Origin of the sequence: Sphingopyxis sp. Geo48 (assembly GCF_949769155.1) — a bacterium.
Lineage (GTDB): Bacteria > Pseudomonadota > Alphaproteobacteria > Sphingomonadales > Sphingomonadaceae > Sphingopyxis.
The window spans coordinates 338,114-363,227 of sequence record NZ_CATKPA010000004.1; the positions used below are offsets into that span (position 1 = coordinate 338,114).

22 protein-coding genes and 2 pseudogenes are annotated in these 25,114 nt (G+C 63.5%); 11 read left to right on the forward strand and 13 right to left on the reverse strand.

From position 1 onward, the window contains the following. Positions 1 to 261 precede the first annotated feature (261 nt). On the forward strand, positions 262 to 1,248 hold the full coding sequence (gene acuI, locus QOL79_RS15700; protein WP_054590310.1) for an acrylyl-CoA reductase (NADPH): 987 nt from the start codon (positions 262 to 264) through the stop codon (positions 1,246 to 1,248). A gap of 64 nt (positions 1,249 to 1,312) precedes the next feature. Here acuI and QOL79_RS15705 read toward each other — a convergent pair whose 3' ends face one another. After that, complete coding sequence (locus QOL79_RS15705) at positions 1,313 to 1,888, reverse strand: SDR family NAD(P)-dependent oxidoreductase (protein ID WP_054588729.1); 576 nt, start codon at positions 1,886 to 1,888, stop codon at positions 1,313 to 1,315. On the opposite strand from QOL79_RS15705, the gene QOL79_RS15710 reads away from it, so the two are divergent. Continuing rightward, positions 1,887 to 2,048: a hypothetical protein gene (locus tag QOL79_RS15710; protein ID WP_158500099.1), complete on the forward strand. Its 162-nt coding sequence runs from the start codon at positions 1,887 to 1,889 to the stop codon at positions 2,046 to 2,048. The two genes, QOL79_RS15705 and QOL79_RS15710, sit on opposite strands and share 2 nt — an antisense overlap. 735 nt (positions 2,049 to 2,783) lie before the next feature. Here QOL79_RS15710 and QOL79_RS15715 read toward each other — a convergent pair. Next, positions 2,784 to 3,281, reverse strand: a complete 498-nt coding sequence (locus tag QOL79_RS15715) for a hypothetical protein (protein WP_212596805.1) — start codon at positions 3,279 to 3,281, stop codon at positions 2,784 to 2,786. Positions 3,282 to 3,484: 203 nt separating this feature from the next. Here QOL79_RS15715 and QOL79_RS15720 point away from each other — a divergent pair, with 203 nt between their 5' ends. The 5 genes from QOL79_RS15720 to QOL79_RS15740 all read left to right on the forward strand — a co-directional run bounded on the left by QOL79_RS15720 (position 3,485) and on the right by QOL79_RS15740 (position 11,005). After that, a complete protein-coding gene (locus tag QOL79_RS15720) occupies positions 3,485 to 5,602 on the forward strand; it encodes a sensor histidine kinase (RefSeq protein WP_283420068.1) in 2,118 nt (705 codons plus the stop codon). Then, on the forward strand, positions 5,599 to 6,252 hold the full coding sequence (locus QOL79_RS15725; RefSeq protein ID WP_283420069.1) for a response regulator transcription factor: 654 nt from the start codon (positions 5,599 to 5,601) through the stop codon (positions 6,250 to 6,252). Before QOL79_RS15720 ends, QOL79_RS15725 begins: the two co-directional genes overlap by 4 nt. Before the next feature lie 155 nt (positions 6,253 to 6,407). Next, complete coding sequence (locus tag QOL79_RS15730) at positions 6,408 to 9,812, forward strand: autotransporter domain-containing protein (protein WP_283420070.1); 3,405 nt, start codon at positions 6,408 to 6,410, stop codon at positions 9,810 to 9,812. A 68-nt stretch (positions 9,813 to 9,880) separates the two neighbouring features. Then, entirely contained in the window at positions 9,881 to 10,708 is an 828-nt protein-coding gene (locus QOL79_RS15735; RefSeq protein ID WP_283420071.1) for a 2OG-Fe(II) oxygenase, read from the forward strand. 60 nt (positions 10,709 to 10,768) lie between these two features. Then, positions 10,769 to 11,005: an NAD(P)-binding protein gene (locus QOL79_RS15740; protein WP_283420072.1), complete on the forward strand. Its 237-nt coding sequence runs from the start codon at positions 10,769 to 10,771 to the stop codon at positions 11,003 to 11,005. A 285-nt stretch (positions 11,006 to 11,290) separates the two neighbouring features. Here the strand turns inward: QOL79_RS15740 and QOL79_RS15745 are convergent, their stop codons facing one another. The 4 genes from QOL79_RS15745 to QOL79_RS15760 all read right to left on the reverse strand — a co-directional run bounded on the left by QOL79_RS15745 (position 11,291) and on the right by QOL79_RS15760 (position 14,729). After that, positions 11,291 to 11,737: a hypothetical protein gene (locus tag QOL79_RS15745; RefSeq protein WP_283420073.1), complete on the reverse strand. Its 447-nt coding sequence runs from the start codon at positions 11,735 to 11,737 to the stop codon at positions 11,291 to 11,293. A 62-nt stretch (positions 11,738 to 11,799) separates the two neighbouring features. Further along, positions 11,800 to 12,756: a hypothetical protein gene (locus QOL79_RS15750; protein WP_283420074.1), complete on the reverse strand. Its 957-nt coding sequence runs from the start codon at positions 12,754 to 12,756 to the stop codon at positions 11,800 to 11,802. Between the two features lie 109 nt (positions 12,757 to 12,865). Further along, on the reverse strand, positions 12,866 to 14,257 hold the full coding sequence (locus QOL79_RS15755; protein WP_283420075.1) for an SEL1-like repeat protein: 1,392 nt from the start codon (positions 14,255 to 14,257) through the stop codon (positions 12,866 to 12,868). A 10-nt stretch (positions 14,258 to 14,267) separates the two neighbouring features. Beyond that, on the reverse strand, positions 14,268 to 14,729 hold the full coding sequence (locus QOL79_RS15760; protein ID WP_212598864.1) for a hypothetical protein: 462 nt from the start codon (positions 14,727 to 14,729) through the stop codon (positions 14,268 to 14,270). A gap of 242 nt (positions 14,730 to 14,971) precedes the next feature. On the opposite strand from QOL79_RS15760, the pseudogene QOL79_RS15765 reads away from it, so the two are divergent. After that, positions 14,972 to 15,184: pseudogene (locus QOL79_RS15765) on the forward strand (IS630 family transposase); the annotation flags it as partial. Positions 15,185 to 16,103: 919 nt separating this feature from the next. Here the strand turns inward: QOL79_RS15765 and QOL79_RS15770 are convergent. The 6 genes from QOL79_RS15770 to QOL79_RS15795 form a co-directional block, all read right to left on the reverse strand. Continuing rightward, complete coding sequence (locus QOL79_RS15770; RefSeq protein ID WP_176141658.1) at positions 16,104 to 17,198, reverse strand: ABC transporter permease; 1,095 nt, start codon at positions 17,196 to 17,198, stop codon at positions 16,104 to 16,106. After that, a complete protein-coding gene (locus QOL79_RS15775; RefSeq protein ID WP_283420076.1) occupies positions 17,195 to 18,346 on the reverse strand; it encodes an ABC transporter permease in 1,152 nt (383 codons plus the stop codon). Before QOL79_RS15775 ends, QOL79_RS15770 begins: the two co-directional genes overlap by 4 nt. Then, on the reverse strand, positions 18,343 to 19,389 hold the full coding sequence (locus QOL79_RS15780) for an HlyD family secretion protein (RefSeq protein WP_079639905.1): 1,047 nt from the start codon (positions 19,387 to 19,389) through the stop codon (positions 18,343 to 18,345). The genes QOL79_RS15775 and QOL79_RS15780 overlap by 4 nt, the downstream gene beginning before the upstream one ends. Further along, positions 19,379 to 20,848 carry a TolC family protein gene (locus QOL79_RS15785; RefSeq protein ID WP_283420077.1) on the reverse strand — a complete coding sequence of 490 codons (1,470 nt, stop codon included), beginning with the start codon at positions 20,846 to 20,848 and terminating at the stop codon, positions 19,379 to 19,381. The genes QOL79_RS15780 and QOL79_RS15785 overlap by 11 nt, the downstream gene beginning before the upstream one ends. After that, positions 20,845 to 21,459 carry a TetR/AcrR family transcriptional regulator gene (locus QOL79_RS15790; RefSeq protein WP_079639907.1) on the reverse strand — a complete coding sequence of 205 codons (615 nt, stop codon included), beginning with the start codon at positions 21,457 to 21,459 and terminating at the stop codon, positions 20,845 to 20,847. The genes QOL79_RS15785 and QOL79_RS15790 overlap by 4 nt, the downstream gene beginning before the upstream one ends. Positions 21,460 to 21,549: 90 nt before the next feature. Continuing rightward, a complete protein-coding gene (locus QOL79_RS15795) occupies positions 21,550 to 22,062 on the reverse strand; it encodes a LysR substrate-binding domain-containing protein (protein ID WP_283420078.1) in 513 nt (170 codons plus the stop codon). 260 nt (positions 22,063 to 22,322) lie between these two features. Here QOL79_RS15795 and QOL79_RS15800 point away from each other — a divergent pair, with 260 nt between their 5' ends. Beyond that, a complete protein-coding gene (locus QOL79_RS15800) occupies positions 22,323 to 22,823 on the forward strand; it encodes a hypothetical protein (protein ID WP_283420079.1) in 501 nt (166 codons plus the stop codon). A 356-nt stretch (positions 22,824 to 23,179) separates the two neighbouring features. Here QOL79_RS15800 and QOL79_RS19560 read toward each other — a convergent pair. After that, a pseudogene (locus QOL79_RS19560) lies at positions 23,180 to 23,609 on the reverse strand (IS66 family transposase); the annotation flags it as partial. 271 nt (positions 23,610 to 23,880) lie between these two features. On the opposite strand from QOL79_RS19560, the gene QOL79_RS15810 reads away from it, so the two are divergent. Together QOL79_RS15810 and QOL79_RS15815 are read left to right on the forward strand one after the other, a co-directional pair. Then, positions 23,881 to 24,192, forward strand: a complete 312-nt coding sequence (locus QOL79_RS15810) for a DUF3732 domain-containing protein (RefSeq protein ID WP_283420106.1) — start codon at positions 23,881 to 23,883, stop codon at positions 24,190 to 24,192. Between the two features lie 153 nt (positions 24,193 to 24,345). Next, positions 24,346 to 25,103 (forward strand): IS5 family transposase gene (locus QOL79_RS15815; RefSeq protein WP_283420080.1). Its coding sequence is split into 2 segments (ribosomal slippage): positions 24,346 to 24,679 and positions 24,679 to 25,103, totalling 759 coding nucleotides; the frame shifts between segments, so codons are not numbered across the junction. Positions 25,104 to 25,114 lie beyond the last annotated feature (11 nt).

The following is a 25,114-nucleotide window of genomic DNA, read 5'->3' on the forward strand; positions in this document are numbered from 1 at the left end:
GAACGCGGCCCAAAAGCTGCCGGTTGGGATCTTCTCTTACTCTTCCGGTCTCACCCCGACGCGTCCGACGTTTGGCTGCGGCAAAACTGGTAGCCTGGCGCCGGCGCGAATATCGCTGCCATGGCGAAAAGGGATAAGTGTGTGGCCGGGGAGGGCATTCCATTCGTTGCTCAGATGGCGATGAACGAGCGTGCGATCGGGTTCGAACCTTGAATTCCACGGCCGGGGTGACCGGCGTCACCCTTACGAGAAGGAATGTTCGTGACCAAAGCGATATTGATCGAGCGCGAAAATGATAAGCATGTCGCCGCGTTGCGTGAGATCGACGACGGGCTTTTGTCCGTTGGCAACGTCGTCGTCGATGTGGAATATTCGACGATGAACTATAAGGACGGACTGTTGATCACCGGCGAGCGGTCGCTCGTGACCAAATTCCCGATGATCCCCGGCATCGATTTTGCGGGAGTTGTCGCTGATAGCGAGGACCCGCGATGGCAGCAGGGTGACCGGGTTGTCGCCAACGGGTTCGGTCTTGGCGAGCGCCATCTTGGCGGGCTTGCTCAGCGGGTACGGGTGGAAGGCGACTGGCTGGTTCGTCTGCCCGACAATGTTTCGCCGTTCCAAGCCGCCGCCATCGGCACAGCGGGATATACGGCAATGCTTTGCGTGCTCCGCCTGGAAAGGCTGGGGGTTCTTCCCGACGATGGCGATATTCTGGTCACCGGGGCGAGCGGCGGCGTCGGCGGCGTGGCGGTCGCGCTGCTCAGCAAGCTCGGCTATCGGGTCGTCGCCGCAACGGGCCGGATGAGCGAGGCGGATTATCTGAAATCGCTCGGCGCCGCGGAAATCCTCGACCGGGCCGAACTGGCGGCACCCGGCGAACCCATGCAGCGGCAGCGCTGGGCGGGCGCCATCGATACGGCGGGCAGTCATACGCTGGTCAATGTCATCGCAGGCATTCGTTATGGCGGCGTGGTCGCTGCCACGGGGCTTGCGCATGGGATCGACTTTCCCGCGACGATGTTTCCATTCATTCTGCGCGACATCACCTTGTCGGGCGTCGACAGCGTCATGCAGCCGATGGCGGCGCGCGAAGAGGCGTGGGCGCGCCTCGCGACCGATCTCGACGTAGCGAAGCTGGAGGCGATGGTCGAGGAGATCGGGCTGTCCGATGTGATCGAGCGCGCGCCGCGTATCCTGGCCGGGGAAATTCGCGGCCGAACTGTTGTCGACGTCAATCGCGACTGAAGACCGACTGGCTGATGATGATGGTCGACGGCCGGTCCCGCAATGCGGAGCCGGCCGCCGAATCTTATTGGGCCGTCATGCCGCCATCGACGACCATTTCCGAGCCGGTCATGAAAGCGGCGTCGTCCGAAGCGAGAAAGGCAACCGCGGCGGCGACATCGGCATCGCGTCCGAAGCGGCCGAGCGGGTGCAGTCCGCCTACCGCGACGCGGGCGTCGCTCTCGACGACACCGAGCCGATCGGAGAATCCCGCCACCAGTTCGCTGCCCATCACCGTGTCAATGACGCCGGGGTGGACCGAATTGACGCGGATGCCTTGGCTGGCGAGTTCAATGGCGACCCCCTTGGTGAACAGGCGAACGGCGCCCTTGGACGCATTGTAGCAGCTGGTGTTCGGCGAACCGATCAGCCCGGCGACCGAAGACAGGTTTATGATCGAACCACCGGCGGCCCAAAGGCTGGCCCGTTCCGCGAGAAGAGGGGCCGCATAGCGACAGCCGAGGAATACCCCTTCGACATTGACGGTATGGATGCGCCGCCAATCGTCGAGGGTGGTATCCGCGAGCGATTTCATCAGGAAGAGGCCGGCGTTGTTGACCAATATGTCCAGGCCGCCGAAGCGGTCCTGTGCAAGGGACATGGCGCTTGCCCAATCCGCTTCGCTGACCCGCTCGGGCAAGATCATGCGCCGCATCCTGCGCAAGATCGCCGAAAATGATTTCGGATCGCTCGGCGACACCTCGACCCTCGCCGACCCCAGCCTCGTTGACGGACTGATCGAGGGGCGCAAGAACCGGTAAAAATGCCGCAGCCTCCCGCCAGCATTGGACGGGCCCGATTCGGGCCGTCTCCGCAGAAGGGCTGGGCAGGCCCCCTGCGCCGCAGAGTAGCGGTGAAGATCGGGACATGAATGGAACTGCAATGGCGCGCGTGGGAACTTTCACACGCGCAGACAGTCGCAAACTCAAGAAGTCACCGAACCCGTCAGCGGCGCCGGCGATCATTTGCTCCGGTCCAGTGCCCACGTCATCAGCCAGCTCCGCCGGCATGCTCGACTATCCTGTCGATTTGTCCCTTTATTGCGGCTCGTGGATCGGCTTTCTGCTCACCCTTCGCGCTCGCTGCAAACCTCGAACTTCCGGCTCTGATGCATGAGCCATGGCCCTAAATGCGGACGGTCTATGCCGCCAATTCGGGCATCGGGTAGGGCTCGGCAGTTATAGCCGCTATTTCGAGCTTGCTTCCGAAAGTTACCGGTCCGCTATACGGCCAATGACGGACACTATAGGATGGCTGGCCCACTTCGTAGCCGGGCTCACGGTTCGATCGATGAGGGTGCCGTCGATTTCCAAAGGAAAAATGGTGGACGCACTTTTTTTAGGGCTCGAACCTAGGACCCGCTGATTAAGAGCAGCTTAGCGTCCGCATGCGTTCGCGAGTGTCCGCCGAATTTGGTGCACCCGCCAATTTTTCAATGCGAACAACGCGGCGCAATTGACGGTGACGGCGGCAGGCCACGGTATCTTTGCCCGTTATCAAAGGTGATAGACGGAGCGGGCGTCCCGCCGCCGTTTGCATCCGCCTTCGAAAAAGAACATGAGGTCGGTGCCGAGATGCAAGGCCTTTTCGTGCGCTTGCGGTGCAACAGCAACCGGTCTGGCTCGTAGCATATCGCCGGCGTCCTTCTTCATCTGCTTGCAGTTGGCCCTGAGGTCGTTGGCCGACCAGATCGTGTCGGCATTCATCCCGGCAAGCTCGTCAACATAGCTGCATGCCGTGATCAGGCTGCGCGCCCAGCCCGGAAGCATTATGCCTTCGCCCCCAGTGCTGTCCCGGGTCACGCCTTGGCACAAGGCTTTTACCCGCTGGCGGGTGCCATCGGAGGTTTCGCCCGTTCGCCATGCGGAATGAAGAGCGTCCAGAATCCCGTCGACACGTCGCTCATACTTGCTCCACGCCGAGGCTTCATCAGCCCTTGCGATCCCTGGCGTCAGCAGCAGGGCGGCGGCAAGGCATGCGCCGATGAGCTTCATGTCATTCTCCTCTGCAAGGGCGGCGCATACTTTGCACCGATTGCTGTAATCGTCACCCCCCGGTTCAGGGGATAGCGTCTCGTGCGAATGCCCTGTTCAGGGGGTGGCGCGAATCCCCGCCGCCGTTAAGTCTGGAATCCGAGGCAGTAATATCGGGGGGGCGAATAACTTTCATGAGCGCGCGACCGTCGCTGGCAACTGTAATGATCGGGCTGGTTCTGGCCGGACTGATGGCCGGCGCTGTCCTGATTCAGTTGGCGATCAGCCGTCCATGGCTGGGCGTGACGTTCGCCGCCGATGAAACCGGCGCCATCCACGCGGCGCCTGCGCCGGGCCTTGATCGATCCCTGACCGGCCCGGCGCAGGTTTCGGCCCTTCGAGAAACTGACGGAAATAGAGTTGCGATCGAGGCCGGCGACCTGATCGAAGAGCCGGACGCGCTGGCAACCTATGCCGACATGCGACGCTTCTTCGCCCGCCAGTCAGCGCTGGCGGGGATGATGCGCGGTCAGAGTATCTCAATAGAGCTACTGGATGGCGATACGCTGCGACAGATGGTGGTTTCGCCCGCCAGAATGCGGCCAATCGGCGATCTTCCTGTCGCCTTTTGGGTGCAGATGCTTGTCGGCCTGTCGAGTTTTCTGATCGGCGGCTGGGTCTGGGCGCTGCGACGTGACGATTTGCCCGCGCGCCTGTTCGCCATGGCCAGCCTTGGTATTCTGGTTTTCGCATTTCCTGCCGCGGTTTACAGCACCCGTGAACTCGCCATCGATGGCGGCCTTTTCCGCGTCCTTTCGGTGATGAACCACGGCGGTGCCCTGTTGTTTGGCGCCGCCATGATCGCGCTGCTGCTGCGCTATCCCAGGAAACTTGTTCCGGGACGATGGTTGTGGGCGCCGTTCGCGCTGTTCGGGGCATGGTGGCTGGGCGACAGCCTGCAGGTGTTCGATGGGCCTCCTGCTGGTTCACAATTGCCGACGATGCTTGAAATGATCGGCATCCTTTTGGCGGCCGGGCTGCAATACTGGCGCTCGCGAGGCGATCCCGGCGGCCGTGCGGTCGTGCGGTGGTTCGGCCTGTCGGTCGCAATTGGCTCTGGCGCTTTCGTATTCACGGTGATCGCGCCCAGCCTGGTCGGTCTGACGCCGGGCTTGCCCCAGGGCTATGCCTTTGCCTTCTTCCTCCTGATCCACATCGGCATGGCCATCGGGGTCGCCCGCTACCGCCTGTTCGATCTCGACCGCTGGGCCTTCCGCATCCTGTTCTACATGACGGGCGCCGCACTGCTGATCGCGGTTGACGCGGCTCTGATCTCGTGGGTCGCGCTGGAACGCGCGCCGGCTTTCGGACTGGCACTGGTGCTGGTCGCGTTCCTTTACCTGCCCCTGCGCGATATGATTGCACGTAAGCTGTTCCGTCGTGGCGGAGAGGTCAAGGCAAGTTTCCAGGACATGCTCGCCATCGCGCTCGCAGAGGGCGAGGCGGAACGCATGGTCCGCTGGCGCGCCTTGCTTCAGCGGGTATTCCAGCCGCTGAAGATCGTGGCGGGTGAAGCGATTGCACAGCCCGCAGTGATTGATGACGGCGCAGCCCTTGCCATCCCCGCCACCGGGGCGCTGCCGCCGCTTCGTCTCGTACATGCCATGCACGGTCGTCGTCTGTTTTCATCGCGTGAGCAGGCAAGGGCGGGCGAACTGTGCGCGATGCTGGATCACGCCATCGCCAGCCGCCTGGCCCACGAAAAAGGTGTTGCCGAAGAGCGCCAGCGCATAACCAGCGACATGCACGACAATATCGGCGTACAACTGCTCGGCGCGCTGCACAGCCGCGATCCAGCGCGCAAGGATGAACTGATCCGCGACACGCTCGCGGACCTCCGGGAAATCATCAACAACAGCGCGGGCGAGCAACTGACCCTTGCCGAGCTGATGGCGGACCTCAGGGTGGAGATTGCCGACCTGCTGTCATCCGCTGACATTGGACTGATCTGGCAGGTCGACACTGAAGCGGAACTGCCACCGCAATCGGTGGCCGCCATGCGGTCGATCCTGCGGGAGGCTGTAGGCAACGCGCTGCGTCATGCCGAAGCCTCGACGGTCGGCATTCGCCTGGGTGATACGACGGGAGGTCTTGTGCTGTTGGTTGCGGATGATGGAAAGGGTTTCGATCCTGACACCGCGCCGGCGGGCAACGGTCTGCGCAACATGCGCTCACGCGCGACCGCGCTTCACGGCACGATGACGGTTTCGCGCGGAGCGGCCATGGGAGTGCGCGGAACGATGATCGAAGTGCGCTTTCCGTTGGAAGGTGCCCCTGCATGAAATCCGTGCTGATCCTGGAAGATGTATCGGAAACGCTGCACTGGCTGGGCGAGATCGCAGTCGAGGCTTTTCCGGGCTGCGGGGTGACAGGCGCATCCAGCGTGCGCGATGCGCTCGCCGCAATGGACCGGCAAGTGTTCGACCTCGCCCTCATCGACCTGCGCCTGCCAGACGGGTCGGGACTGGACGTGCTGCGCCGCCTGCGCGCGGCCTTTCCCGACACCATTTGCATCGTCACCACCGTGATGGCCGATGACAGCTCTATCGTCGGCGCGCTTTCGGCTGGCGCCTCGGGCTATCTGCTGAAGGAGCAGATGCGCGAAGGCATGATCCGCCAATTGCAGCAGATCAAGGAAGGGGTCCCCGCGCTTTCTCCCTCCATTGCCCGGCGGATCATGGAGCATTTTCGGCGGACCGGGCCGGCAGCAGGCGAAACCGGAAACCTGACGTCGCGCGAATTGGAAGTGCTGACCCTTATCGGACGCGGCATGCGCAATGCCGAAGTTGCCGCACAGCTCATGCTCAGCGAGAATACCGTCTCGGGCTATATCAAGGTGATCTACCGCAAGCTGGGGATTTCGAGCCGGGCCGAAGCGTCGTGGCATGCGGCCCAACTTGGCCTGTCTTATGGCGGAAAAGCCGACAAATGACTGTGCCGGGGATTGGAAGTGTTCTTTCTTTTCCGTGAATTGTGTCCGCCGCGTTAGCCCCCCGGAACAGGGGGTGCATCCTCTCTCAAAGTCCAGTTAGGCACGGATGGGCTCGCGATACTGCGCGCGGGCGCTCGACGGGGAAAGTTTCAGAGATGACCGGCACGTTTGCGACGAACGCCGTATTGAAGACGACAACCGCTATTGTCAGCAGCTTGGGTTCTGTTGCCCTGCTGGCGGGATTGCCTGCGCCCGCTTTCGGACAGGTCACCGGCTCGGAGCAGATTCCGGGAAGTCCGGACGGCGCCGAAAACGGATCGAACGGCGACAGCAATACCGTGGAATTCGTGGATATCTCCGGAGACGGAACGACCGTCATCGGGTTTCACAACAAGCTGGTCAACAATCTGCCGGTAAGCGAGGCTTGGGTCTTCACCCCTGCTGGTGCCACCGGCCTGATGGCGCCCACGGGTTACCTCCATTTCACGGCCGCCGGGATTTCCGACGATGCCTCGGTGATCGTCGGCGAGGCCAAGCCGACCGCGCGCACGAATTTCAGCGGTATGGTTGGCGTAAAGCGGCTTGACGGCACCCCCACAATCCTCGCCCAACCCACCGGCGCGGGAAACTACAGGGCGGTTGCGGTCAGCGGTGACGGCAATGTGATCGGTGGTCTGGCAAGTATATCGGGCTTCAACATCCCGATCTTGTGGACCGGCACCGCCGCCCCCGAGCAACTGCTGCAAGTCGGCACGTTCAGCCCCGTGCAGAATGGCGTGACCTTCAATGCTGAGATCATTGGCATCTCGAGAGATGGCTCGGTCATCGCCGCCATCGGTGGGCGCGGCCAGCAATATTCGGGCGCCACTCCGGTGGGCCCCAATGTCCAGGCCCTGCGCTGGACCCGTGCCACCGGATTTGTCGAACTGGGCGTTCTTGCCAGCCACTCCGCCGCCCTCGCGACCAGCCTCGCGAACGACATTTCAGCCGATGGCGGAACGATCGTCGGCTCGTCGCAGCAGGGCGGCGTCATGGGCAACGATCTGTACAAAGACGACAACCTGATTGCCATCAAGTGGACCGAGGCGGGCGGCATGGTCGCCCTGCCAAAGCTGACAAACCAGCTCGCATCCGTTGCCACTGGCGTGAATGCCGACGGCAGCGTGATCGTAGGCGAGGCAATCGTTCCCGGACAGACCATCGGCACCTTCGTTGTCAACGAATCCCATGCCGTGCGCTGGACCAGCGGAAATGCGCAAACGGTTGCGGCATGGCTCTCCGCCAATGGCGTGGCCAATGGCACGAACCAGTACCAGGAGGCGCTTGGCGTCAGCGACGATGGCAATGTCGTCGCGGGCTACGGCATCATCAACGGACACCGGCAAGGCTATATCGCCCGTGTGGCCGGGGCGACGCCCACGCCGACACCAACACCCGCTCCGACTCCAACGCCAACGCCTACCCCGACCCCAGCGCCCACGCCGACGCCCGCTCCGGCGCCGACGCCCACCCCGTCGCCGACGCCAGGACCGGTGACTGTCAACACCCCCGTCCCGGCTCCCTTTGCGATCGTCGTTCCCTCGGTCACTGGCGACAATCTGCTTCCGGGTGGTCCGGGAAGCGGCAATGTCCGTTACAACAGCATTTCCGGAGATGGACGCGCCATCGGGACTTCGGACGGGTTCATCATAACGGGCTCGGGGCGCTACAAAGTTCCTCTGCCCGACGGTTTTTCAACCAATCAGATGACGATAAGCGGGCTTTCCAATGACGGGACAGTCGCAGTCGGATCCTATGCTGCCACCTCCCAGAGCACTGCCGCCTTCCTGTTCCGCAATGTCGATGGCACGGGTACCTCGGTCAGGCTGCCGGGCTTCGACGGCGCGGTCAACGTCCAGGCACTCGGCGTTTCGGCGGATGGGCGCGTGGCGGTGGGCTTCAGCTCTCCGGATTCCAGCGCCAGCGCAAGCACTCGCGCGGCGATCTGGATCGACGGCGGTCGTGCCAGGGCGATCACGTCGAGCGGATTCACCTATTCGCTGGCGCGGGCGGTCTCGTCGGATGGATCGGTCGTCACCGGAGAGGCTTCGGGAGGCGGCTTTGACGGCCAGTTTTCGGCCTTCCGGTGGACCCAAGCCGGCCAAATGGTGTCACTGGGTGCGATCGGCCGCTACGGCGAATCGTTCAGTTCCTCGGGCAACGACATTTCCGCAGATGGTTCGGTCATCGTCGGAAGCTCCACCGCTCCTACCGGTTTCGTCGCATTCCGATGGACTCAGGCAGGCGGGATGGTCGCGCTTGCGTCCCTGCCCGGAGAGACGAGATCGGTCGCCAACGCTGTCAGCGCCGATGGCACGGTCACCGTCGGCACTTCCTCTGCGGGTTTCACCGACTCGGCAGTCCGCTGGACGTCCGCTGGCGCCCAGTCGATCGCCGATTGGCTCGCCGCTGCGGGCGCGAACAATGGCGCGAATACCTATACCAGTGCCGTCGATGTGAGCGCTGACGGAACGATGGTGATTGGGCAGGGGAACATCAACGGCACCAGCCAGGCCTATCTGGCGAGAGCCGCAGCCGGATCACCCGCTCCGACCCCGACGCCCACTCCGACGCCGACACCGGGCACGGGCGTCATCGGTCTGGACGACTTCAGCGCAACAGTGATGCAGGCGGCGCCCAACCGCGCGCTGCAAGGTAGCCTCGGGCTGATGATGTGGGGTGCACATCACCGCATCCTGACCGACTATGTACAGCCGGGCCGCGGCTGCGCGTGGACCGTGCTGGACTATCGCCGCGATGGCCGCAACGACACCGACTCCGTGTTGGCCGAAGCTGGCGCCTGCGTCGATGCCGGCCCGCTGCGGCTGGGGGCGGGGATCGGCTATGACCGGTCGGATTCCGACCTGACGCTCGGCGGCAAGCAGAAATTGGAAGGCTGGCACGGCGTGGCCGAGGCCGACCTGCGGCTCGGCCAGAGCGGTGCCGTGCTGAGCGCGACGGCGATCTATGGTGACTGGAACGTCAACCTGCGTCGGAACTACCTCAATGGTGCAAACACCGACACCAGCACCGGCTCTACCGATGCCCGCGGGATTGCCCTGCGCGCTCGGCTTGACTGGTTCGACATGATGGGAAGCGACAGCTTCGGACTGACCCCGACGATCAGCTATTCCTGGAGCCAGGTGACGGTTGATGGCTATACTGAAACTGGCGGCGGCTTCCCGGTCACTGTCGGCCGCTCGGTTGACGAGGCTTCGGAAGGGCGCCTTGGCCTGACCGGTCGATTCACCCTGGCCGAGCCAACGACGCTGCGTCTGCGCGGGGAATATATCCACCGCTTCGACCGGTTCGACGGCGGTCCGGCATTCCAGATCATCGGCACGGGCATGGGTGGCACGGGCGGCATTTATGCGGTGGACCGCGACCATGCCCGCCTGGGCGCGGACATCGACCAGCGGATCGGACGCAATGGCGTGCTCTCTCTCTCGGCTCACAAGACCGTGGGCAACGCCGGAGGCAATCCGTTCTCGGTGAGCGCCTCGCTCCATTTCGGGTTTTGAACCGGCTGTTCCTGCGCGCGGGGCTATACGCCTAGCGCGCAGGAACCAGTCCGATCGAAAGGGAGGAGATGCAAGGATCTGAGCCAAGCTGGCAGGAATGGATCACCAGCAACCTCTCCGCTGGCTGCGATCCGGCGGACATGCAAGTCCGGATGATTGCCGCCGGATGGAATGAGGCGGATGCACGCGCAGCCCTTGCTTCTGGCATCGCGCAGGTCTTTCCCAGCCTGACGGCGCCGGTCGTGGCTCTGCCAGTTGTCCCGGACACGGGGATGATCTGGTGCGAGGGACGCGAGATCAAAGTGACCCTGCGCCTGGCCAGCCCTGCCGTTGCTCTTTGCGAAAACGTGTTGTCATCGGTCGAATGTGCCGAGTTGCTCGCTTTTGCCCACGATCGGGGTCTGCGTCCCTCCACGGTTGTGGATGAGGTCAGCGGCGAGAATTTACCCCATCCGGAACGGACCAGCTCAGGTGTTATGTTGAAGCGCGCTGAAACCGCCTTAATCGACCGGCTCGAACACCGGCTGGCGGCGCTCACCAACTGGCCCGTTGCCAATGGCGAGGGTCTGCAGATCCTGCACTATCGTGAGGGGCAGGAATACCGGGCGCACTTCGATTCATTTCCTGGTGGCGCGGGCGGCGCAGTTCACACCGCGCGTGGCGGGCAGCGGGTGAATACGGTGCTGGTCTATCTGCAAAGCCCGGAAGTGGGCGGCGGCACCGCTTTTCCGTCTTGCGGGCTCGCCGTGTGTCCTCAGCCCGGATCAGCGGTGATTTTCCGCAACGTGGACGTAACGGGCCGCCGAGATCCCGCCAGCCTTCATGCTGGACTGCCCGTTGTTCAAGGCGAAAAGGTGGTCATGACCTATTGGCAACGCGAGGGACCTTATGCTTGACTGGCAGTAGCCGATCACGTCGGGCCTGCCTCCGAGATGTCTGCAAACTCCCGGAATCACATGAACCTCGGCCGCTCAACCCCTGTCGAAACGGCCTCTAAGGGCGTGGAGACCCAGGACATTGTCATTATCGGCGGCGGCCAGATGGGGCTTTCGCTGGGCTACTACCTCCACCGCGCCAAGGCCGATTTCCTGATCCTCGATGCCGAAGACGGGCCAGAGGTGTGTGGCGGCACAGTTGGAATTCACTGCGCCTGTTTTTATCTGCGGGTTACAGCACGCTATCGGCCTGGCTGATGCCGCTGCCTACGCATGAAGGTTATCCAACCTGCGACGATTTGCTCGACTTGACTGACGGCACCCTCCCAAACAATCACCAGATTTCCGTTATGGCCAAGTACAGGAGAAAACCGCCCGTCACGACCATCAAGGCAAACACCCCTGTCATCACCCAGAAGTAGAGGGGCTGTCTTTCCGCTCGGGCGTATATCCATCCCGACTTATCGCGCAGGTGCCTGTTCCGGAGCGCTGACCAAAAACCTTCCAGTCCGATAATGACGGACAGTATTCCGAGCAAACACTTCATGATGAAGTACGTCCGGAGGTCAATTCATCCGCAGCAGCGGGAAAGTTTTCCGCCTGGGACAGGGTGAGGTAGGTATCTCGACAGACCTCTTCCATTACCAGGCCCTCCATCTCGAGCCAGTGTGGGGACCGGAGCCCTGCTTCAGAGTCCCGCGTGTCGAATAGGTCGCCCTCCCGAAAGCGCTCCTGCCGAAGCCTCCGGAATTGCGACCTATCGCAATCATACTCATTGAGAAAGGCGTCGATCAGCAGGGAACTGTCCAGCGTCAACCAGACAGACCATGACCAAGCCGTTCTGCCGTTCGGCGCGGTCTGGTCTGGCGCCGAGAGATAAGCTCCCCAGCGGTCATCCTGGCTGAGAACGTATACCCGCTCGTCAAGCGGCGCCGACTGCAGCCCGGGGGAAATCAGGAGGGTCGTCGCAAGGACTACCGCCGGAATCATAAATCACTCCACGCTGCGGCTCCGGGACCGCCGAGGGCGGCTGTAATCATGTTTCACAGGCGTCAAGGGCGGGACGACAAGCTCTCCGATGAGGCCGGCCTGAATACGCGGGCGGCGCGGTTCCATTCGAAGGGGACGGTTTCGCAGATCTCGCCAGTAAGACAGGGCCGAGCGTCGAGCATCCCTGCAGGAGTGCGGTCTACCTGAAATGCCGGCCAGCGACCGGGCGCCGCGACGAAAGCGCGGGAAGCACCGTCCGTCTCGTCGGAGATCCAGACTTCATAGCCATAATCGGCAGCCGCCTGCTCCGCGCAGAAGCTGGGCGCCTCGATAACCCAGTCCCGCTGGCCGTCGCCGTTCAAATCCGGTGTCGAAGCGACGGCTGGGTAGGAGACGGTGAATGCATCGGCGTCATTTGCGTTGCCACAGGCGCGACGCCCGGCGAGATACCTGTCAAAGACAGCCGCCGGAATATCATCCGGCAACTTCGGTCTTCCATCGACCTCGCCGAGATCCACGGTCCCCTCGCCAAAGCCGCTTACGACAGCTTCGCCATCGGAACTCGGGCGCTCGGAAAGGCTGCGGGTTGTCGGGTCCCAGGCCCAGGCGAGGCGACAAACTTCCCGGGGGGGCAAGCAGTTCAGGTGGTTAAACGAAGCCTCCAGTCGGATCTCGTCGCCGACTGTTCGGATGTCCGGATCCCAAGCCTGTCGGTCGAACACACGCAAGTAGCGATTGTCGTCGCTGACGTACAGGCTAAGACGACAACCTCCGGTTCCGCAGAGCCGTTGGTCTTCCGGCCAGCGAATCAGCCAGTCCACGACCCCGTCCCGGCTGACGTCAACTGGCAGGAGCACCCCGGCAGCCGGTTCCGACAACGGGATGGGACGGTTGGTGGGGTCCTCGATATCGAAGCCGGTATGGTTCAGTTCGTCCAGAACATACCAAACGAGGCCGGGTGGGGGTTCTTGCGAAAGAACGCCGACCGGGGTCAGGGCAAGCCAGAGGCCTGCGAACACAACCCTTCCCGGTACGCCTAAGACCATTGAATTCGTCATCCCCTTAAACACGCGTCTGTTTTTGGGGTGGGTGATGCCCCCGCAGCCATATTGTCAACTAATCGGTTCGTCACCTCTTGGGCTTGCTGCCCATGCGCACTTTAGGTCCGGACGTTGGCGTCACCGTCTGCGCGATGCCCAGACGGCGCATGGCCTGCTGTACCTCGTCCATGGCTAAAGTTTCGATGGCGTCCTGGCCGCCCAGAGCCGCGGCCGCCTGGAGCAGCTCGATCCCTCGCCGCTCATCGCTGGTAATGCCGCCTTCGCCGACGAAGGTCATCTTGCCCAGCACGGTCAAGGCTTGCGGATCGTTCCGCGCGGCTCCCAAGCGGATGTAACGCAGACCTTCGGGGACGTTCTTTGCCACGCCCTGACCCAGCATCAGGGAGAGGCCATAGACGCCCTGCGCTCCGGGATGGCCCAGATCGGCCGCGCGGCGAAATAATTCGAGGCCCGCTGCTACGTCGTTGGGCACTCCTTGGCCGGTCATGTACAGTTGCCCAAGGAAGGACATGCCTCCCGGATCGCCGGCTTCGGCCGCACGACGGAACATGGCAACGGCCCCCCGCTGGTCCTGCGCCACGCCCCGGCCGACGAACATCATCCGCGCCAGTTCGGTCATCGATGCACCGTGGCCCTGTTCAGCGGCGAGGCGGGCGTAGTGTGCCGCGCGTTCCCAGTTCTCCGCGGTCCCCACTCCCAGTGCGTAGACAATGGTACCGAGAGCTGCCTGAGCAAACAGTTCGCCCGCATCGGCTGCTCGCTCCAGGTTGGCCACGGCAACAGGATCGAGCTGCCCGTCGGCCAGGCCGCTCAGCCGATAGATCCCGTTCAGCCCTGCGCCGTAAGTGCTGCCTGCAGCCGCCGCCCGGGCCGTGGCGTCAAGTGCCAGCGCCGGGTCCTGCGGACCTCCGATCCCCTCGTGCGCAAAATAGCCTAGGTTGGCCAGCGCCTCGGCATGGCCGCGTTCGCCCGCGGTGGCAAACCAGCGGCGCGCCTGGGCATCGTCCCGTGGGACGCCGGCATATCCGGTGTAATAGAGCCGGCCGAGGTTCCACGCACTTTCGGGATTGCCGCCTTCTGCCTCGGCGAACAGCCGAGCCACCACCTGTTTGGACGTTTCCTGCTGATGGATGATGTACGTGCGGCGATCGACCACGGACTGCGGTCCCCCGCTTGACTGATTGCCGCGGCCAAGCGCAGCCGCCAGCCCGTCCAACGGCGTGCCCATGCCACCCGATCCGGACGAGGAAGACGAGGGGGACGAGCCGCTGCCCAGCGAACGCTGCTGCTCCAGCCCGGCCTGGAAGGCCCGGTCGGCTGCAGCGCGATCATTGGCGGCGTCTTGCGCCCGCATCGATGCCATCATGCGCTGGCGGTTGGCCTCGTCGTTGGCGGCGCTCCACTGCGCTTGCGTGGCCTGCGACACGGCGAGTAGGCCGACTGTCAGCAGCGCATGCAAAAATCGACTGCTAGCCACTGAAGGGCACCCCTGGGCCTACCGGGCCGTTGTGGTTCTGACGAATGCTCATGATGAACTCCATCGCGTCCTTCTGCTGCACAAAGAATTTGCAATATTCGGACAATTCGGGGTCGGATGCATAGCTCTTGTCGCGCAGCGTCGCGGCGAATTTCGCGGCAAGCGCCGCCATCGACGACTCTTCGGCGGCAACCGGATTGGTCCACAAAAGGCGGTTCTTACTCGGCTGGATCGCTACGCAGGCGCCGTAGCCCGACCGGGCATGGGCGGGGGTTGCCGTGAGCGCCATCGCGAGGGTGGCGGCGGTCAGTAGGATGCGCATTAAAGTTCTCCCAATCAGGAATGTGCGGTGGTCCTTAGAGATAATCAGACAGGACTTCCCGAAACGAAATAAACCACTCATAAATAAAAAACTGGCGGTGCGACGGAATCGCACCGCCAGAGCTACCTTCAAGAAGCTCCATCGCTGAAGCACCTTAGAGGCCGGGTCGCCCCTTCATAATGAGCTGTCCGCTCACCGCCGCACACCCCCCGAACGGGGGGGGCAGAGCTAATATCCTACGCCTCAGGCGGTATCTGGGCACTACAAAAACCCCTCGCCAATGGCTGTTTGATTTGATTCAGTGCGGCTGACGGAAGTGAAGATGCGTCTGGCGGGTGAGTAGCCCCTAGTTTTCTAGACGCCTTCCGCTTTCAAAATCTGCTGCCGTTCGAACTCGACGGGCGACAGCATACAGCCCGGACTTCAACCAAATCGAGAAGGCCTTCTCCCGGCTCAAGGTCATGCTCCGCAAGGCAGGTGAGCGAACCGTCAGCGGGTTGTGGGACTTGATCGGCAGGCTCGTCGACATCTTCCAGCCTGCCGAATGTGCCAATTACTTCAAATCTTGCGGATATGAGCCGGAATGAATGGAAACCGCTCTAGGCGAGTGAGGAGAGCGCCCCACACGTCAGGGGTGCGCGTAGCAACAGCTGGTCGTTTGCGCGAGATGCCATCGTGAGAACATCCTGCTTTGGCCGAACGTCCGGATTTCAGGCTTGTACCAGAAACGAAGCTTGCCGGTTCCGGAGAATTGGGGATGATCGGCTGCAGCCCGCGCGTGGAGGTTCGCCTCGGCCTGACGGAGAAGCAACATGCGACTCGCAATGCCGCTTAAGATCGCATCGGCAGTCGTCTTCGGTGCAGGACTAGCGACCTATGCGCGGTATCGCCGGGAAATGAGGCAACGGATCACTGGGCTGCCGCAAAATGGCATCGGCAGGTGGCAAGCGGGCGCTGCGGTGGCGGTATCGCGCATCATAGTACCGTGGTTACACAGATACAGGGCGGGGCAAAGCTACAAGACCCGACCGGGCCGGCCTCACTCCGAGCTGCAACGCAAATCAGTCCATTCCGCCGGACGTTTCGCAAGGGGGCTTGCCCATGCGTACGATTCTTCTGCCAGATATGAACTGGTTCCCCTGCTACCTAGAGAGCTACCTAGCGGAGCCGCGCCGGTTCTCGCGAGGATCTTCGACTTACCTAAGTTGCTCATATATAATGAGCTTGTGGTGGACGCACTAGGGCTCGAACCTAGGACCCGCTGATTAAGACCGGTTTCGAGACCGCGAGCGTTCTTTGGTGTGCACACATTTCCGCCTACGTGCACTGAATTAACCGTTAACCTGGTGCTGGTCATTGAGGATGAGGTGGCGCTTGGAACCTAGGCCGCCACCCTGTGGCGCAACCATGGCGCCGATCGCAGCAAGTCAGGCGCGTTCGTGAGCGCCCGGCCCGCGGCGGGCAGCGAACCGCTCGGCAACAAGCCTGCCCCCGGCGATCTGACGACTATGGCGTCAATTCTTCCGGATTGGTCATAAACCGCGAAACAAGGCCCGACCCGACCAAAAAAGAGATTGTTAGTATCACCAGCGCTGTGAGCGGCCGAAGGGCTTCCGATAACGGCGCGCCCATCTGGTCGGTCAGGAGGAGGGCGCGGCTGGCGTGGGTTGAAGGGAGCAGCGCGCCCAGCGCCGAGACCCAGCCCGGCATCGCCTCGCGCGGCCAGGTCGCGCCCGAGAGGAAAAAGATCGGTAGCGAGGTGGGTATAAGCAACAGCAGCGCGGCGCGGGCGTTGGGGAACAGCCGGGAGGCGAACAGCGAGAAGGAGGAGATGGCTCCTGCTGCGAACAGCGCGACGATCAGTAGCGCGCCGATTCCGGCTTGGCGCGGGATATCCTGCGCAGCGAAGAACCAGCCGAAATAGGTCAGCGTGAGCACGAACGACACGAGGCTCAGCGCCAGCCATTGGCCACCCAGTTCGTTCCATCCGCGCCGCCTGCGCCCGGCGAATAGCACGGCGGTACCAAACAGCATGGTCTGCTGGAGGATCACCGGTGTAACGGCGGGAAAGATATAGGCGCCGTATTCCAGATTGGGGTTGAACAGCGGTTGCGACTCGACGGGATCGGTAATTTCGATACTAACCCCGAGCCGTCCTTTCGCCTCGTTGTTGAGCGTGTTGACGATGGCCCCCTGGATCGCCTGGCCCAAAGCTTTGGCTCGCACGAGGTAGGTTCCGTTGATCCACAGCGCTATGCCACTGTCCTGGCCGCGCAGGGCGTCTTCCAGTGCTCGGTCAGGCAGCAGCAGCACGCCATCGACCTTTCGCTCTACCAGCAGGGTGCGCGCCTCGGCTAGGTTGGCGGGGCGGGCGGCGACCTCGGCCAGCGGGCTGGCCTCGATCAGATCGACGAGCTGTCGGCTGAGCGGGGTGCGCGCCTCGTCCACCACTGCCAGCCGCACGTCCTGCGCATGGCCTTGGCTGTAAGGCGCGGGATAGTAGAAGCCGTAGAACAGCGCTGCGACCACTATCAGCATCAGCGCATCGGTGTTGCAGCCAAGCTGGCGCAGCGTGTCGAGGAAGGCGGCGCGCAGGCTCATGCCGGCGATTTCCTCCCGCCCAGCCATGTCGCAAGCGCGAGGCCCGCCGCCGCGTAGCCCGTGAGCAGCAGCGCCGCGCCCCAGGCCTGGCGCGCGGGCGCGCCAAGGAACTGGTCCATTTGCGCGGTCAGGTAGTGGGTGAACGGCAGCACCTGATGCCAGAACCGCGCCACTGTCGGCGCGCCCTCGATCGGCAGCGAGCCGCCCGAATAGGCCAGCGCCGACCCGGCATAGAGCGCGCTCAGCGAATAGCCGAAGACGTCACGCCGCGCGCCCGCAACGAAGCCGAACGACAGCGCCAGCGACGCGGCGATCAGGGCGAGCTGGGCGGCAAAGGTCGCCAGCAGCGATCCTTCCATCCGCCACCCCTTGAAGCCCACCAGCCAGACCATCCAAACCGCTCCCCAGAAGCTCAGGACCGTCAGGTAAGGCACCAGCTTTCCCGCCAGCGCAGCCGCCCCGCCACCCGTCTCTGCGCGCCATGCGTCGAGCGAGCGGCCATCGGGCCCGCCGAGCTCGCGCGCCATCGCGTAAACCCCGACGCAAGCCGCCAGCAGGTGCAGCATGGCCGGCTGAATAAGCGCCTGCAGGTACCACTCGAAGCTCGCTTCCGGATTGAACAGCACCGAGATCTGCACCTGCGGGATCGCCGCCCGGTCCGACAGCATCCCGGCGCGCCACGCGTTGTCCTCGATCCCGGCGATGATCGATCCGCGCAGCGCGGTCGCCAGGCTGCGCTCGACGGTAGAACCCACGCTGAGGTAGGCGGCGTTGTAGTACAGGCGGATCGGCTCGTCCGCCGCGCGGGGTTGGCCGAAGCCGTGGGGGATCGAGACGAAGGCCCAGATCTGCCCGCGCCGCATCGCCGCTTCGGCCGCCGCGTCACTCACCGGCTGGGCGGCGATCCGCACCTCGGGGCGGCCCGACAGCAAGCGGACCAGCGCCTGGCTCTCGCTGGTGCGGGCATTGTCCACCACCGCGACCGGGAGTGCCTGCAACGCCCCTTGCGACAGCATGGCGGCGACGATGGCGATGGCGCAGAACGGCACGACCACCAGCGCCAGCAGCATCACGCGGCTGGTGGCGATGAAGCCCGCTTCGCGCCGCGCCGCGCCGCCCAGCCGCGCGAAAGCCGATGGCGCGGTCACTGCGGCCAGTCGAACAGCACGCTCATGCCCGGCCGCAAGCCTTCGACCCGCTCGGCCGGTTCCAGCTTGATCTCGAAACTGCGCGCGTCGAACCCGGCATTCTGGCGGGTGGCCTTTTCGCTGGTGAAGCCGGCCTGCGCCGAAATCGCCGTCACGCGCAGGCGCACCGCCTTGTTGCCGAGCGCGGGGACGGTGCCGGTCAGCACCCGGCCCTGGGCCATGCCCGAATAGTCTTTCTCGGAAATACGGAGGGTGACGCGGGGATGGGCCAGGTCGACGATCTGGAACAGCGGCACCCCGGGCGCCACCACTTCGCCGGGTTCGACCAGACGGCGGCTGATCGCTCCGGCGATTGGCGCGGTGACCTTCGTGTCGGCGGCGATCTGGCGCGCGGCGCGGTTGCGCGCTTCGGCGGCAACAGCCTGCGCGTCCGACACGGCGCGGGTTTCGCCCCGCGTCCCGGCCATTGCCTTGCGATACTGCGCCTCCGCCGCTGCCGCGTTGGCGCGCGCGGCCACGTTGGCCGCGGCGGCCTCGTCGCGCCGCTGGGCGGAGATGACCCCTTGCGCGTAGAGGCGGTTCATGCGCCCGGCGGTGACGGCTGCGAGCTTGGCGGCGGCGCGGGTGGATGCCGCGATGCCCTGAAGCGATGCGATGTCTTCCGGCCGGGCACCCTGGTTGGCGATGGCGTCCAGCGCGCGGGCGCTGTCCAGGTTGGCCTCGCTCTGGCTCACCAGCGCATCGATCCCGGGGCTGGAGAGGGTCGCCAGGTGCTGGCCGGCGCCGACCTCAGCCCCTTCGGCCACCGCCACCTCCTCCACCCGGGCCAGCATCTTGGTCGCGACGTTGACCTCGGTCGCCTCGACCGTGCCCTGGAGCGGCACCGGTTGGGGCCGCGAGGAATGCCAGATGCCGGCCAGTGCCAGCAGCCCAAGCACGGGCAGCGCCCACAGCAGCCAGTTCACGCGGCGACCTGTTTCCGTCGCTGCCCCGTACGGTTCCGGGGTCGCTTCGGCTGTTGCGGGATCGGTTTTATCGGTCATCGACGGTCTGCCTGTCGCGCGCTTCGGCGTAATCGACGAAGCGTTCGCTTTGTCCGCTGGCTGCGAGCAGCGCGGCAAGCGAGAGGTCGTATTCGTAAGCCGCCGTCGCGCGCTGGGCACGGGCGAGGCCGAGCGCGGTTTGAGCGTCGGTCACTTCTGCCGCGGTGCCGACGCCTTCGCGGAAGCCGATCTGCTTGACGCGCAGGTTCTCCTCTGCCGCGGCAACGCTGCTGGCAATCGAGGTAAAAGCGCGCCGGGCGTTGTCGGCCATCAGCCAGGTCTTCTCGATCTCGCCCTCGGTGCGGGTGCGGGCGTCGGCCGCGCGCAGACGGGCGGCCTCGCGGCGCGCCCCCGCTGCGGCTACAAGCTCGCGGCGGTTGAACGCGGAGAACAGGGGGATCCGCACCGTCGCGCCGACGATCCAGTCGGGATCGACCGGCAGCGACTGCTTGCGCACGGCGTTGACCGATCCGAAGGCATAGACCGAAGGCCGCATGGTCGCCCGCGCGGCGCGCTCCCCGGCGGCGGCCAGCTGTTCGGCCCCTTCGGCCACGGCGAGCTGCCCGTTTCGCGGGGCATCGGCCGTCCACGCGCTCAGCGGCGGCAGCGGCGTCGTGTTGACGAATAGCGGGGTGGATGGCGCGGGGTTGGCCGTGCCGGTGATTCCGGCGAGCGCCAGTTCGGCCATGTCGGCATCGCGCCGCGCCCGATCGTTGGCCCGCTGGGCGGCATCGCGAGCGACAATCGCTTCCAGCGTCAGTGAATGCGGTACCACGCCTTCGCGCTCCATCGCGCGGACGTTGCCGAGGTGCTGTTCGGCGGAGGCCAGCGTCTGCCGGCTCGATACCTCGAGCTGGCGGGCGAGCTGGGCACCGAAATAGGTTTCGGCCAGGCGCACGCTGCTGGCACCGCGCGCCGCGTCGCGCCCGCCTTGCGCCAGTGTGACCTGCGCCTTGGCCGCGTCGCTCACCGCCTCCAGCGCGCCGCCGGTGTACAGCGGCATGATCGCAGTGACATTCGGCCGCACCACCACGTCTCGCTGGGTATAGTCGTACTGATCGGGGATCGGCGCGAGCAAGCCGGGCAGGGCCTGGCCGATCCGCCCCGCGATCAGCGCGACGATATCGGCATAGACTGGCGGATACTGCCCCGGCAGCCCGCCGAGATAGCTCTGGGCATCGCCCAGGAACTGCTCCTTGGGCTCTGTGAGGTCAAGGCTCAGCGATTTCTCGTAGGCTATGACCGATGCCGAGGCGGTGATCGTGGGGCGATAGAGATGCTCGACCGCCTTCGCCTGGTGTTCGGCCGCGCGCACGTCCGCCTCCGCCGCGGCGCCCCCGGCCGGAGTCGCCTGCATCGCCATTTCTGCGGCGCGGTAATCGAGCGTGGCCTGCGCCAGCGCCGGGCTGGCGGCGATCGCCAGCAGCAGGGCCGGCGCCAGAGGCAGAGTGCGCTTCATTCCGGCCGGCCCAACATGGCGCGCATGCATGTGATGAAGATCTCCGCCACCGGAAGGCTCCCGCTGTCGCCGTTATCACGCAGCGCCAGGCCGCGCCACAGGACCAGCAGCGTCTCGACGATTTCGGTCGAGCGGAACCGCGGGGTCAGTCCGAAATGCGCCACCAGATCGTCGATCCGTTCGGCAAACAGCACGTCGATTCGCTGCTCGGCAACGGCTATCGCGTGGGCAAGCGCCGGGTTGCGCACCGCCTCCAGCCGCAGCTCGATGGCCATCTGCGCCCATTCGCGGCGGTCGGAAACGGTTGCCAGCCACTCGCCGATCCGGGCCATGGTCTGGTCGAATGTCATCGCGCGATAATCGAGCGTCATTTCGCCGAAGGTGCGGACCCGCTCCTCCAGATTGCGCTCCATCACCGCCAGCAGAAGATCCTCGCGCGACGCGAAATTGGAATAAAACGCACCCTGGGTGTAGCCGGCACGGGTGCAGACCGCGCGCAGAGACAAACCCGGCATCGAACTTTCAAGGATCAGCGCTTCGGCCGCGTCGAGCAGCGCTGTGCGCGTTGCGGCCTGCGAGTCTTCGCGACGGAGGGGTCTATCAGCGGCCATCGGGCGACCATACAGATATCAACTGATATTTCAAGATTTCGTTTTTCAGATGCCGTGCGGAAGGGATGCTTGAGGAGCCGCTGACGACCATCACGCTGGCGATGGCGTGGCTTTCACGCCCGTCATGTCTTTGAAATCGGTAATGATCTCGCCGATCAGCGCCCGTAGCCAGCGGTGTGCGGGATCGTGCCGGTAACGGACGTGCCAGGCCATTTCCACGGGAAAGCTGCCGAGGTCGACCGGGGCGGGCAGGATTTTCAGCCGGGGGTCGTGCATCAGCTGCCTGCAGATCAGCGAGGGCAGGGTGGCGCAGTAATCGGTCACCGCTACCATCTCGGCTGCCGCGAAGAAATTTGTCACGGAGATTGCGACGTCGCGCTTGAGCTGCTGCTGAGCCAGCGCCTGGAACAGCCCGGCGCGCATCCGTCCGGGCGGCACGATGTTGACGTGCTTCATCGTCTCGAACTGCTTGCGCGTCATGGCATCGCCGATGGCCGGATGGTCGGCGCGGACGGCGCAGGCGAGCCCTTCGTCCTTCAGGTGCTGGACGAGAAGGTTGTAGGAGGGTCTCGGTTTTCTCGAGCAGGGCAGCGGCCACATCATCAACCTGAGCTCGGTTGCGGGCACAGGTCTTCGCATAAGACGGCACGGTCTACTCCGACGCCAAGTTCGCCGTCAGCGCGATCAGCGAGGGCTTGCGCCACGAGGTGGATTGAAAGGTCCGTATCACGTCAATCGAGCCTGGAGCTGTCAGCTCTACGAGATCGAGGCAGAGGTTCGCGGCCAGTAAACCGATATCCGACGACGAAGCCGGAAAGATCGCAACCAGCCATTAATTGACGAGTTGCGCCAGGCACTCGACGATGCCCTTCACCGAGTTCGTGGCCGGTGCGCTCGGAGGACGGCTGAAATTCGCTCCGGCAATCGGGCTAACGATACCGGCCACGATCTGGACCACCGAAAAGTTCTGCTACAAGTGCGGTTGTGAAACGAAGATCGTCAATTTCATCCGCCTGAACCTCAACCAAGCGTTCCCCGGACATCCCCATGCTGACGTTACGATCTACGATTTTGACGAATGGCCGGAGGGAAGGGCAATCTTGCTCAAACTGCTCCCCAAGGATCTTCTGGCTTCACACAACATCGGGGAGGTGAAACCTCGTTTTGGTGGGTGGAGTTCGAGGCCGCAAATCTCCAACGGCTGCGCCCATTGCGGAAGCTTACACAGCATGATGCATGATTTGGATGACATCGACACGCTAGCGCCCGGGCCTGAGATCCAGTTGAATTTGGAAAGCAATCTACTCCAACAGCTGGAAGATATTCGCAATGTGATCGACCGCTGGTGGTTTGAGCAAGGTTGAACCTGACAATTGCACGACGTGACGATACACAATGTGCGTTAACTCGTTTCGACCTGCATGAAACGCATCCCCCTACATCTGATACCCAGAAAATTGACGATCTTCCGCGTGGGTATCGAGGGGGTATCGGGCGCCCGAACTTGCTTGCTTGGGCGTGGCGCAACCTGCTTCAGAGTGCTTCGACCAAAGATTTGTTGACACAACAGACTTGGAATAATATGAAGCGATTCAAGATGATATGGATAGATCTTAAGACACGCTCTTAATCAGCGGGTCCTAGGTTCGAGCCCTAGTGCGTCCACCAATTTCCTACATCAAAACAATAACTTGCGTGGCCTAAGTTTCGGGTCGAGGCGTTACGTCATCGCGCTAGGTAGCAGCCTAGGTAGCACGGCCAGCTGTCGAATATTTTTTCCGCTGCGGCTGAGCGGGAGAATCGTGGCCTCGAAATCGCTGACTTCATCCCAACGGGCAGCCGGCCAGTAGCCAGCGATCTTGGCGATGATATCGGCGATATAGGCCTGCGGTTCGAGAGTATTGTGTTTGGCGCTCTCGATGACGGAGTAGACCGCAGCGGTGCGATCCCCGTCCGCCTTTGAGCCTGCTAATAGCCAGTTTGACGGGCCAGAGCCACCCAGCGCATCACGCGCTCCGCACTGGTGTTGTCGATCTCCAGGCACTCATTGTCGAGAAAGCCTGTCGGCGCGACCCAGCGTTTGCGAAATTGATGGTCGCCTTGGCCATCTAGGATTTGGGCGAGAGGCGCCGAGCGGAATAATCTGAGGCCAGTACCGCGCTTCACCTCTTTCACGACTGCTAGTGCCCAAATGAAGGAGCGGGGATGGGAGCGCGACTGAGAATGTCTTAGCTCTCTCGTCAAACATCAGGCGGAATGCAGGGACATTTCGATCAAAGGGAAAATCACTTTGCCTGAATAGCCACAGCCCGCGCACGGCGGAGGCGTGGTAGCGGCTTTGGCGGGCTATCGTTTCATCGTTCGTCTGTCGCGTCCACTGCACCTCAAAAGCGACTGGCCGCGCGCCCGCCTTTCCTGTCGCTGCCCCATCACCCCGTTCCCGGATTGCTGATCTACGATCAGCCTAGTCAGGTCTATTTTCCACGCCGGACAGCCGGCGATCGAAAGGCCGATCCAGTGACGTGGCGCGACCAAGACGTCGAAGCCGTGCGGAAAGTGTTCGCGTTGCTTGGGGAGCAGGTGGCAGCCGCCAACGGACGCCTTCAGGTTATCGTCCTCGACCATGCCGACGAGGATGTATGGGGTGAACTGGATAACGTGGTACTTGCCGAACAATGGCGCGACCACGCGCTTGTCCCGCTCAATTGGCTGGAGCCCGATCACCCCGAATAGATTAAGATGAGGGATTTTCTAAAGTAACCGGCAGATGCCTCGCTCCTGCCAAACAGGATTGGACCCCACTTTGTCTAGGGTCTAAACCCAATCAGCATATTGAAAATTGGTCGATGTATTGATTCAAGGGCCTCCAGCAGAGGAGGCGTGGGAATGTCGCGTTCGTTGTTTTGGTTGTCCAATGATGCGTGGGCTGCGATTGAGCCGCACCTGCCGAAGAACCAGCCTGGAGCCCGGAGGGTTGATGACCGGCGGGTGATCTCCGGCATCGTCCACATGCTTAAGCGCGGTGGCCGGTGGGCGGACTGCCCTGCCGAATACGGCCCGGCGACGACGGTCTACAACCGCTGGAACCGATGGAGCCGCCGAGGCATATGGACCCGCATCCTGGCAGCACTGACCGAAGAGGGCTGGATTGCGGAGACGGGCCAGATCGACAGCAGCTACATCAAGGCTCACCGCAGCGCCAGTGGCGCAAAAGGGGGGCGCGAGCCAATGCCATTGGCATCTCGCGTGGCGGCCGGACGACTAAGATCCACGCGCTTGTCGATGTTCTCGGGCGACCGCTCCGCCTTATTCTGACACCAGGCAACACATCGGACGTGAAGGGCGCAGACCTGCTGATCGGCGAAACCATCGACATGAAGCGCGTGATCGCCGACCGTGGCTACGACGCAAACCGCATCAGGACGACCTTGCGCGAGCAGAGAACGATCCCCGTGATCCCCGGTCGCCGTAACCGCAAGCGTCCGATCCAGTATGACGAACGCCGCTACAAGGACCGCTGGCGGGTAGAGGCTATGTTTTGCCGCCTCAAGGACTTCCGTCGCATCGCTACCCGCTATGATAAGCTCGCCCGAAACTTCCTCTCAGCCGTGAGCCTTGCGGCTGCCGTCGCGTTCTGGCTTTGAGAACGTTATGC